The following is a 10,033-nucleotide window of genomic DNA, read 5'->3' as shown; positions in this document are numbered from 1 at the left end:
ACACGAAGGCCTCCTTGGTGGGGAGCGGTTCCTTAGACAGCTCCACTCCACACCGGGAGGCCTTCACCCATCTACGACATCAGACAGTGTCGTCACAGTTCCTCGACCAACCTGCCTGGACATCACACCTAGAGCGGCGCGGTGCCGACCATCCGGTCGAGCTGCCGCTTGGTCTGCACGAGCCGGACGACCAGCGCCGAGCGGACGTCGCGGTCGCCGCTGCGGGCCATCCAGGCGAGCCCGTCGGCGCAGACCGTCATCGTCTCGGCGAGCGCGGCGGCCTCGCGGGTCTCGCGGTCCGCGCCGGGCACCGGTGGCGGCTCGGCGACCAGCCGGTCCCACCGGCGGTGCAGCCGCGCCCATCCCCGCCTGTCACCGGTCGCGATGCCGCCCGCGGCGTCGACCACCGCGGCCACCTCCTGCTGGTACGCACGAGCGAACGTCGACGCGGTCATGCCGGCACCCCCTCGCGGTCGTCGGCCTCTGGCGGCACGGCCACCGCACCGGCGTCGAGCTCGGCCCTGACGTGCGGGAGACGGCGGTCGATCGAGGCCGGGAGCCACCAGTTGGCGCGGCCCAGCAGCGTCATCGTCGCGGGGACGAGCACCAGCCGCACCAGGGTGGCGTCGAGGGCGACCGCGACCGCCATGCCGAGACCGAGCATCTTGACGACCACGGCGCCCTCGGTCGCGAAGCCGAGGAATACCGCGACCATGATCGCCGCCGCGCTGGAGATCACGCGTGCGCTCGACGCCAGGCCGGTGACCACCGAGCCGCGGGCGTCCCCGGTCCGGAGCCAGCCCTCACGGATCCGCGACAGCAGGAAGACCTCGTAGTCCATGGACAGCCCGAACAGGATCGCGAACATGAGGATCGGCACCCAGCTGGAGACCGGCACCGCATGGTCCATCCCGAGCAGGGACGATCCCCACCCGTGCTGGAACACCAGCGTCACGACCCCGTACGCCGCGCTGATGGACAGCAGGTTCATCAGCGCCGCCTTGACGGGCACGACCACCGACCGGAACATCAGGGCGAGCAGCAGCATGGAGACCAGCACCACGAAGCCGACCACCAGCCACAGCCGCTCGGACAGCATCGTCGAGATGTCGGTGAGGATCGCGGTGCTCCCGGTGAGCTGGACGCCTTCAGGAAGGGTCTCGGCACGCAACGACGTGATCAGGTCGGCGGTGCGCTCGTCCTGCGGGCCGAAGGCCGGCTGCGCGTCGAAGACGGTGATCGCGCCGTCGGGCGAGGTGGTCGCCGGCCCCACGGCGGTGATCCGCGGGTCCGCCGCGAGCGTGTCCTGCAGCTGCGCGGTCCCGGCCGCGTCCACCATGGTGGTGTCGGCGACGAAGGTCAGCGGGCCGTTGGCGCCGGGACCGTACTCCTCGGCGACCAGGTCGTACGCCTGGCGGGTCGTGAACGACGTCGGGTCGGCGCTCGCGTCCTGCGGGAAGGTCCGCATACCGAGCGCCGGCGCCGCGAGCGCGACCAGGACCACGAGTGCGGCGAGCGCCCACGGCAGCGGACGCGATCCCACCCGGTGCGCCCACCGCCCGGTGACGGTCGAGGCCACGTCGCGCGCCGCCGCCTCCCCGTACGGGCGGTGGCGGTCCCGACGCGGGACCAACCGGTGCCCGGCGAGGCCGCACAGCGCGGGGACGAGGGTGAGCGCGGCCGCCATCACGGCGGCGACCGCGATCGCGGTGGCGGCGCCGAACGCCGAGTACGTCGGCAGCCCGGCCAGCCCGAGCCCGGTCAGGGAGACCAGGACGGTCAGACCGGCGAACACCACTGACCGCCCCGCCGTCGCGGTGGCATGAGCGGCCGCGTCGACCCGCGACGTTCCTGCCCTCAGCTGCTCTACGAAGCGGGTGACCAGCAGGAGGGCGTAGTCGATGCCGACGCCGAGGCCGACCATCGTCGCCACGGTGGGCGCCGTCGAGCTGACGTCGGTCGTCGCCGCGAGGAGCGTCACGCCGGCGCTGCCGACCGCGAGGCCTACCAGCGCGACCACGATCGGCAGACCCGCTGCGACGACCGAGCCGAAGGTCAGGACGAGGATGACGAGCGCGACGCCCACCCCGATGAGCTCGCCACGTCCGGACATCTCCATCGCCGAGCCGGGCACCTCTCCCCCGTACGCGACGTCGACACCGTCGACACCTGCGGCGGCGACCGCCTCCTCGAGGGGCTCGAGGGCACCCATCACCTCGTTGTCGGTGACGGGGACGTCGTAGCGCAGCGTCAGCAGCGCGGTGTCGGCGTCCTCCGACATCTGCGGGGGCGCCACCTGCACGACGTGCGCGACGTCGCCGAGCTCGTCGGCGAGCCGGGTGAGGTCGGCGCGGACGAGCGGGTCGCCTTCGGGGTCGTGGACGGTGACGAGCGCGCTCGCCCCGCCCGCCTGCGGCAGGTGGGCACGCAGCGCGTCGAGACCTGCTTGGCCCTCGGCGCCTGGCACGTCCCAGTCGTCCTGGAACGTGCCCCCTGCGCTCGATGCGAACGCGAGCACCCCGACGAGCACGACGAGCCACGCGCCGAGCGTGCGCCACGGGTGAGCCGCGGTCGTTCGACCGAGGCGGTACAGCATGCTGGACATCTCAGTTGCTCCTTGGTCATCCTCTGGACGTCCAGGAGCCTCGTACGCACCGCTTGGGGATCGCTTGGGAACGGCTTGGGGCGCCGCCGGACAACCGGCGACGCCCCTGAGGCGGTGGAGCCTTGGGCGCTACGCCGTGCCGCTGCTGCGCCGCGCGCGGCGAGACAGCGAGTCGATCGTGACGGCGAGCAGGAGCACCGCGCCGGTCACGATGTAGCGCACCTCGGCCTCGACCCCGATGAGGTTGAGACCGCTGGTGATGGACTGGAGGACGAGCATCCCGAACAACGCCGCGTACGCCGAGCCGCGCCCGCCGAACAGGCTCGTCCCGCCGATGACCGCGGCGGCGATCGCCATCAGGTTGGTGTCCGTGCCTCCGCTGGACTGTGCGACCGACTGCAGGCGCCCGGCCGCGAGGATGCCCCCGAGGACGGCGAACGTCGAGCAGGCCGCGAAGACCGTGAGGTAGACCCGGTTCACCGGGACACCGGCCCTCCGCGCCGCCTCCTCGTTGCCGCCGACGGCGAACACCGACCGCCCGAAGCGCGTCCTGCGCAAGATCAGGTCCACAGCGACGATGGTCGCGACCCAGAAGAGCGGCATGTAGCCGACGCCGCGGTCCTGGTTGAGGTACCACGCGCCGAACAGCAGCGCCGCCACCATCAGGACCGTCCGCACCACGGCGCCGCGCAGTGACGGCGCGGACAGGTTCGCGGCGCGACGACGCTGGATCGTCCGCACGCGCGTGCCGAGGTAGACGAGTCCGATGAGGACCGCGAGCCCGTACGAGACCGGCTCGGGGAGGAACTTGAAGTTGGCGAACTGGATCAGCCACGAGTCGATCGGCAGGTTCACCGTCCCCCTGCTGCCCAGGACCCACAGCTGCACGCCGAGGAAGGCGAGCAGCCCGGCCAGGGTGATGACGAAGCTCGGCACGCCGAACCGCGTGAAGAGCAGGCCGTAGAACGCCCCGATCGCCACGCCGGCGGCGAGCGCCACCAGGATCGCGGGGAGCAGCGGCCACCCCTGGTAGACCAGCAGGACCGCCAGGATCGAGCCGCCGACACCGCTGACCGACCCCACCGAGAGGTCGATCTCCCCGAGCAGCAGCACCAGGACGATGCCGAGGGAGATCATGCCGATCGTGGCCGAGTCGAGGCTGAGGTTGACAAGGTTCCGTGAGGAGAGGAACCGCTCGTTCTGGAAGAAGAACACCACCCAGATCAGGAGGAGCCCGATGACGACCGGCGCCATGCCGAGGTCGCCCGAGCGGATCCGGCGGCCGAAGGCGCCGAGCACCGCGCGCGGCGACTCGGTGCCGACGAGGCGTTCGTCGCTCTTGTCGAACGTCGTGGTCATGCGTCACGCTCCTCGGGCAGACCGGCGAGGGGGTCGATGTCGTCGGGGCTGATCGCCGCCCCCGTACGGTCGCGGGCGGCGCGCTCGGCGACGACGTTGTCGGAGGCGCCGGTGATCGCCGCCACGAGCTGCTCCGTGGTGACCTCGCCGATGGCGAACTCCGCGCCGTTGCGACCGAGCCGCAGGACGTAGATGCGGTCGGCGACGGCCTGCACGTCCGCCATGTTGTGGCTGATGAGGACCACGCCGAGTCCGCGGGCGCGCAGCCGCTCGACGAGGTTGAGCACCTCGGCGGTCTGCGCGACGCCCAGGGCCGCGGTCGGCTCGTCGAGCATGACGACCTTCGGCTCGCCCACCAGGCTGCGGGCGATCGCGACGGTCTGGCGCTGGCCTCCCGACAACGAGGCGATCGGGATGCGGACGGACGGGATCTTGGCGGAGAGCTGCTGCAGCAGCTCCCACGAGTGGCGCTCCATCTCGACCTCGTCCAGCACGCCGGCCGTGGTGCGCTCGTGGCCGAGGAAGAGGTTGGCGACGACATCGAGGTTGTCGCACAGCGCGAGGTCCTGGAAGACCGTCGCGATGCCGAGCGCCTGCGAGGCCTTCGGGCCGGGGATGCTGACGGGGCGGCCGTCGAAGACGATCTCGCCGCCGTCGGGCTGGTAGACGCCGGACATGATCTTGACGAGGGTCGACTTGCCCGCGCCGTTGTCGCCGACGAGTGCGACCACTTCGCCGGCTCGGACGTCGATCGAGACGTCGCTGAGGGCTTGCACGGCGCCGAAGCGCTTGTCGATGCCGCGCAGCGAGAGGATCGGCTGGCTGCCGTCGTTCATGATGTCCTTCGCTGTGGTGAGAACGTGTGCGGTCCGGGTGACCACGGCGTGCCGTGGCCACCCGGACCCGGGGGTTCTGGACGGATCAGCTCAGGCCGGCTGCGGCACAGGCGTCGGCGTACTCCGGCGTGCAGATGTCGTCGACGGTGTAGAACTCGTCGGCGACAACGGTGTCCTTGACGTTGTCCTTGGTCACCACGACCGGGTCGAAGATGAAGGAGTCGACGCCCTGGAAGTCCGTGGTGTCGCCGACGTCGTCACCGTTCACCAGGGCGACGGCCACCTCGGCGGCCTTCTCCGCCTCGGTCTTGATGGACTTGTAGATCGTCATGTACTGGTCGCCCGCGACGATCCGCTGGATGGCGGCGAGCTCGGCGTCCTGGCCGGTCACCGGCGGGAACTTCGTCAGTCCGTCCGCGCGCAGGGCCGCGATCACGCCACCGGCCTGGCCGTCGTTGGCGGCGTACACGCCGGCGAGCGAGGCCGCGTCGACGTTGTTGAGCTGGGACGTGACGAACTTCTGCGCGTTGTCGGGGCTCCAGTCCGGGTTGTCGAACTCGGCCACGACGTTGAGCCCGCTGGCGTCGATGGCGCTGTGCGCGCCCTTCTTGAACTGCGCGGCGTTGGGGTCGGTGGGAGCGCCGTTGAGCATGAGGATGTCCCCCTCGCCGCCGGTGGCCTCCACGAGAGCCTCGCCCTGGAGCTGGCCGACCCGCTCGTTGTCGAAGGACATGTAGTAGTCCGCGCCCTTGATGAACCGGTCGTACGCGATGACCGGGACGTCGGAGGACTGCGCCGACTGGACGATGCCGACGGCGGCCTCGCTGTCGACGGGGTCGAGGACCATCACGGCGGCGCCGTCGGTGATGGCGGACTCCGCCTGCTGCTGCTGCTTGGCGGCGTCCTGGTCGGCGTTGAGGTAGTTGACCTTGCAGTCGTCGCAGAGCTCGGCGACCTTCTTCTCGAAGAGCGGCTTGTCGAACGCCTCGTACCGGGTGGTCTTGGTCTCAGGAAGCAGGAGCGCGATGGTCTTGCTGTCGCTGCTGCCACCGTCGCCGTCGTCGTCTCCGCCGCAAGCGCCCAGTGCGGCCGCGAGAATCGCAGCCGCAGCCGCCCCTACAGCGGTGCGCGCAAACTTGTTCACTGTTCCTCCCCAGGAGTTTGTGACGTGGCACACACGGCCGCGCCTGTCGCGGCAAGTCTTCGTTCGTCAGCCCTAAATCGTCAAGTCGTGAACGAAAGAGCGTTGCAAAACCGCAACCTTCAACTGAAATGTTCATCCCTTGACGATTCATGGCAGCCGACTAGGTTTAGGCCCATGCCCCCTGCGTACGGCTCGCCTTCTGCGCTGCGCTCTGCCAACCTCGAGCGCGTCGTGGCGGCGCTGCGCGCGGTCGACGAGCTGAGCCAGGCACAGATCGCACGAGAGACCGCACTGGCGCCCGCCACGGTGTCCAACATCGTCCGCCACCTCGTCGCCATCGGCCTCGTCGAGACGACAGGCACGGTCGGGCGGCGCGGCTCGACCGTCCGTATCTCACGCGACGCCGGACTCGTGGCCGGGTTCGACTTCGGCCACTCCCACCTCCAGGTGGCGCTCGGTGACCTGGCGGGGCGGATCATCACCTCCCGCCAGTGCCCGCTCGACAACGACCACGCGTACGCCGACGGGCTCGCGCTGGCCTCGCAGATGCTCGGCGAGCTCCTCGACGAGATCGGCGAGGAGGCCAAGCGCGTCCATGCCGCGGGGGTCGGCCTGCCCGCTCCCATCAGCAGCGACGGCCGCATCACGGCCGGCTCGATCCTGCCCGGCTGGGTAGGAGTGACGGCGTGCGAGGTGGCGGCGGAGGCGTTCGGCGTCCCCGCGGTCGTCGACAATGACGCCAACCTCGGCGCGCTGGCCGAGCTCCGCACGCGCCCCGAGGTGACGACGCTCGCCTACCTCAAGGTGTCCTCCGGGATCGGCTGCGGCCTCGTCCTCGACGGCCGGGTCTACCGCGGCGGTCTCGGCACGGCCGGCGAGCTCGGGCACGTCACCCTCGACGAGTCGGGTCCCCTGTGCCGGTGCGGGAGCCGCGGCTGCCTCGAGGCGTACGCGGGAGGGACCGGACTCGTCGAGCAGCTCGCCGGCCGGCTCCCCGGACTCACGGTCCCGGACCTGGTGGAGCTCGCGGAGAACGGCGACGCCGGTGCGCGACGGCTCCTCGAGGACGCCGGGCGCGCGCTCGGGCAGGGCTCGGCGATCGTCGCGAACCTCCTGAGCCCCGGCAGGATCGTCGTCGGAGGCGACCTGGCCTGCGAGATCGTCGTCGACGGGATCCGTGACGGACTGCGCCGTCACGCCGTGGACGGTCTGCGCGGCGCGGTCGAGGTGTCGCTCTCCACGCTCGGTGACCAGGGCGTGGTCAAGGGCGCGCTGCTGCTCGCGCTCGACGCCGTCTCGCTCCCCCGCTGAGCCGCCGGCCCCTCGGGCTCAGACGGTGTGGGCGCCGAGGCCGAGCGCGGCGTTGAGCTCGGCCACCGACGGCACGCCCTCGAGCGCGCGCCCGTCCACCAGCACCGTCGGGGTCGCGCTGATCTTGCCCAATGCGGCTTCGGAGAGCGAGGCGACGAGGTCGGCGTGGGCCTCGCCGCGGACGCAGGACGCGATCGAGTCGCCTGCGCCCGCGTCCTCGCCGAGGGCGACCAGGGTCTCGTCGCTCAGGACGCCGTCGGCCGGCTGGTTCTCGAGCAGCGCCCGGACGTACGCGGCGTACCCCGACGGGCCGCCTCCGGTGGCCGCGCACAGCGCGGCGTTGACCGCCCGCGCCGACGAGCGCTGCGTGCGCGCGTTGTCGAGGAACGAGACCAGGCGGTACTCGACGGTGATCCGGCCGTCCTCCAGGAGCTCCTGCAGCATCACCCCGTGCGCGGCGTCGAAGGCCTTGCAGTGCGGGCACAGCGGCTCGACGTAGACGACCACCTCCGCAGCGTCGGAGGCGTCGGCAGCCGACGAGCCGTCAGGGTCGAGGTCGTCGGCGGACACCACCACTCCCCCGTCGGCGGTCAGGCCGGGGACGTCCGTGGCGCTGCCTCCCCAGGTCCCGCCGGTCGCGAGGTCCGCCGCGCGACCGCACGCGCTGACCAGGAACAGGCACAAGACGACCGTCAGGACTCGCACGAGGGGGTCACGCCGCATCCCGGAATCATCCCAGAGGCCTCGGCGCCGCTGCGCGCGGACTGCGGCGGTACGCCGAGACCGTCGGGTCACCGGTCAGCCAGAACCGCCACGGGACGTCGGCTGCCTGCGAGACCCCGACCCGAGGTCCGGTGCTGACCTCCTCGGGGGCCTGTGCAGCACGCCGCAGGACGAGCTCCGGCCCGGCGAGAGAGGAGCCGTTGTGCGCGAGCGTGAGACCGAGCGCCTGCGCGAGGTTGGCCGGGCCGCGGGCGAGGCGCACGTCCGGCACGCCGCCCCGACGTGCTCGGGCGACCTCGACACCCTCGACCACCTCCCCCGCCCGCAGCAGGACCGCCGACGCGTCCCCCTCCTCGCCGACGACGACGTTGGCGCAGCAGTGCATGCCGTACGAGAAGTAGACGTACAGCACGTCGGGCGGCCCGAACATGATCGCGCTGCGCGGCGTCGGACCCCGGAAGGCGTGCGAGGCCGGGTCCGACGTCCCTCCGTACGCCTCCACCTCGGTGATCCGTACGGTGACGTCGCCGTGGGTGAGCGTGGCTCCGAGCAGGCGGCGTGCCTGGCTCTCGATGTCGTCCGTCACCACGCGAGTGTGCCTGACGGTCCGGCTCGCCGCGAGACCGGCTCGTCGAGCTCACACCAGACGCGCGCGGAGCTCGGCGAGCTGCTCGGCGACCCGTGCCGGCGCGGTACCGCCCCGGGCGTCGCGCGACCCGATCGAGCCCTCGACGCTCAGCACCTCGCGTACGGCAGGGGTGAGGTGCGCCGAGACCGTGGCCAGCTCGTCGTCGGTCAGGTCCCACAGCTCCTTGTCCTGACCTTCCGCGACCCGGACGCAGGCGCCGGAGATCTCGTGCGCGTCCCGGAACGGGACACCCTGGCGTACGAGCCACTCGGCGATGTCGGTCGCGAGCGCGAAGCCCTGCGGTGCGAGCGCAGCCATCCGCTCGGTGTCGAACGTGAGGGTGGCGATCATCCCGGTGAACGCCGGGAGGAGGACCTCGAGCGTGTCGACGGAGTCGAAGACCGGCTCCTTGTCCTCCTGCAGGTCGCGGTTGTAGGCCAGCGGGAGCGCCTTGAGCGTGGCCATGAGTCCGGTGAGGTTGCCGATCAGGCGCCCCGACTTGCCGCGCGCGAGCTCGGCGATGTCAGGGTTCTTCTTCTGCGGCATGATGCTGGAGCCGGTAGAGAAGCCGTCGTCGAGCGTGACGAACCCGAACTCCTTGGTGTTCCAGACGATGATCTCCTCGGCGAGGCGCGACACGTCCACGCCGATCATCGCCGTGACGAACGCGAACTCGGCCACGTAGTCGCGCGAGGCGGTGCCGTCGATCGAGTTCGGGGCGGAGCCGGTGAACCCGAGGTCGGACGCGACCGCCTCGGGGTCGAGCCCCAGCGAGGACCCTGCCAGTGCGCCGGAACCGTACGGGGACTCCGCCGCCACCCGGGCATCCCAGTCGGCGAGCCGGTCCAGGTCGCGCACGAGCGGCCAGGCATGAGCCAGCAGGTGATGACTGAGGAGGACCGGCTGGGCGTGCTGGAGGTGCGTGCGGCCTGGCATCGGGACACCCAGGTGCTTCTCCGCCTGGTCGGCCAGCGCGGCGACCAGGCCACGCAGCAGACGACCGATCTCGGCCGCGTGGTCACGCAGGTAGGTGCGCCCCAGCGTCGCGATCTGGTCGTTGCGCGAGCGCCCGGCACGGAGCCGGCCCCCGAGCTCGGGCCCGAGACGCTCCACGAGGCCACGCTCGAGCGCGGTGTGGACGTCCTCGTCCCCGGGGTCCGGGGTGAACGCACCGGAGGCCACGTCGGCCTCCAGCGCGTCGATGCCGACGAGCAGCGCAGTGAGATCGTCCTCCGTCAGGAGGCCCGCACGGTGCAGGACGCGGGCGTGCGCCCGTGACCCTGCGAGGTCGTACGGCGCAAGACGCCAGTCGAAGTGGGTCGAGCGCGACAGCGCCTCGAGCTCCGGCGACGGTCCGGACGCGAATCGTCCGCCCCACAGCGCCGTCCGCTCCGCGGTCGTCTCCTCAGGCTGCTCGCCGGCCACGC

Annotated in this window: 9 protein-coding genes; 1 reads left to right on the top strand and 8 read right to left on the bottom strand. The window is 71.6% G+C overall.

Annotated features, from left to right (window positions below; translation table 11 throughout):
• Nucleotides 1–128 precede the first annotated feature (128 nt).
• The 5 genes from NYZ95_RS19700 to NYZ95_RS19680 form a co-directional block, all read right to left on the bottom strand.
• On the bottom strand, nucleotides 129–455 hold the full coding sequence (locus NYZ95_RS19700; RefSeq protein ID WP_262853044.1) for a hypothetical protein: 327 nt from the start codon (nucleotides 453–455) through the stop codon (nucleotides 129–131).
• Complete coding sequence (locus NYZ95_RS19695; RefSeq protein ID WP_262853043.1) at nucleotides 452–2,605, bottom strand: MMPL family transporter; 2,154 nt, start codon at nucleotides 2,603–2,605, stop codon at nucleotides 452–454. Before NYZ95_RS19695 ends, NYZ95_RS19700 begins: the two co-directional genes overlap by 4 nt.
• Before the next feature lie 129 nt (nucleotides 2,606–2,734).
• Complete coding sequence (locus NYZ95_RS19690) at nucleotides 2,735–3,964, bottom strand: sugar ABC transporter permease (protein WP_262853042.1); 1,230 nt, start codon at nucleotides 3,962–3,964, stop codon at nucleotides 2,735–2,737.
• Nucleotides 3,961–4,800, bottom strand: coding sequence for an ATP-binding cassette domain-containing protein (locus NYZ95_RS19685; protein ID WP_262853041.1), 840 nt, complete (start codon nucleotides 4,798–4,800; stop codon nucleotides 3,961–3,963). The genes NYZ95_RS19690 and NYZ95_RS19685 overlap by 4 nt, the downstream gene beginning before the upstream one ends.
• Before the next feature lie 85 nt (nucleotides 4,801–4,885).
• A complete protein-coding gene (locus tag NYZ95_RS19680; RefSeq protein ID WP_262853040.1) occupies nucleotides 4,886–5,944 on the bottom strand; it encodes a sugar ABC transporter substrate-binding protein in 1,059 nt (352 codons plus the stop codon).
• 174 nt (nucleotides 5,945–6,118) lie between these two features.
• Here NYZ95_RS19680 and NYZ95_RS19675 point away from each other — a divergent pair, with 174 nt between their 5' ends.
• The gene (locus NYZ95_RS19675) at nucleotides 6,119–7,255 is read left to right on the top strand and encodes an ROK family transcriptional regulator (protein WP_262853039.1); all 1,137 of its coding nucleotides are present in this window, start codon (nucleotides 6,119–6,121) and stop codon (nucleotides 7,253–7,255) included.
• An 18-nt stretch (nucleotides 7,256–7,273) separates the two neighbouring features.
• Here the strand turns inward: NYZ95_RS19675 and NYZ95_RS19670 are convergent, their stop codons facing one another.
• From NYZ95_RS19670 to argH, 3 genes are read right to left on the bottom strand one after another with little or no spacing between them, the layout of a single operon-like run.
• Entirely contained in the window at nucleotides 7,274–7,978 is a 705-nt protein-coding gene (locus tag NYZ95_RS19670) for a DsbA family protein (RefSeq protein WP_262853038.1), read from the bottom strand.
• Nucleotides 7,979–7,985: 7 nt separating this feature from the next.
• Nucleotides 7,986–8,567 carry a DNA-3-methyladenine glycosylase gene (locus NYZ95_RS19665; RefSeq protein WP_372500526.1) on the bottom strand — a complete coding sequence of 194 codons (582 nt, stop codon included), beginning with the start codon at nucleotides 8,565–8,567 and terminating at the stop codon, nucleotides 7,986–7,988.
• 48 nt (nucleotides 8,568–8,615) lie between these two features.
• The gene (argH, locus tag NYZ95_RS19660; RefSeq protein WP_262853036.1) at nucleotides 8,616–10,031 is read right to left on the bottom strand and encodes an argininosuccinate lyase; all 1,416 of its coding nucleotides are present in this window, start codon (nucleotides 10,029–10,031) and stop codon (nucleotides 8,616–8,618) included.
• Between the last annotated feature and the right edge of the window lie 2 nt (nucleotides 10,032–10,033).

The organism is Mumia quercus (assembly GCF_025506335.1).
GTDB classification, from domain to species: domain Bacteria; phylum Actinomycetota; class Actinomycetes; order Propionibacteriales; family Nocardioidaceae; genus Mumia; species Mumia quercus.
This window is presented reverse-complemented; position numbering and strand designations above follow the sequence as displayed.

Bases quoted from the DNA above. Each gene is read 5' to 3' on its own strand.
- NYZ95_RS19675 (WP_262853039.1), top strand. From the start codon at position 6,119: ATGCCCCCTGCGTACGGCTCGCCTTCTGCGCTGCGCTCTGCCAACCTC.
- NYZ95_RS19695 (WP_262853043.1), bottom strand. From the start codon at position 2,605: ATGTCCAGCATGCTGTACCGCCTCGGTCGAACGACCGCGGCTCACCCG.
- NYZ95_RS19700 (WP_262853044.1), bottom strand. From the start codon at position 455: ATGACCGCGTCGACGTTCGCTCGTGCGTACCAGCAGGAGGTGGCCGCG.
- NYZ95_RS19670 (WP_262853038.1), bottom strand. From the start codon at position 7,978: ATGCGGCGTGACCCCCTCGTGCGAGTCCTGACGGTCGTCTTGTGCCTG.
- NYZ95_RS19690 (WP_262853042.1), bottom strand. From the start codon at position 3,964: ATGACCACGACGTTCGACAAGAGCGACGAACGCCTCGTCGGCACCGAG.
- NYZ95_RS19685 (WP_262853041.1), bottom strand. From the start codon at position 4,800: ATGAACGACGGCAGCCAGCCGATCCTCTCGCTGCGCGGCATCGACAAG.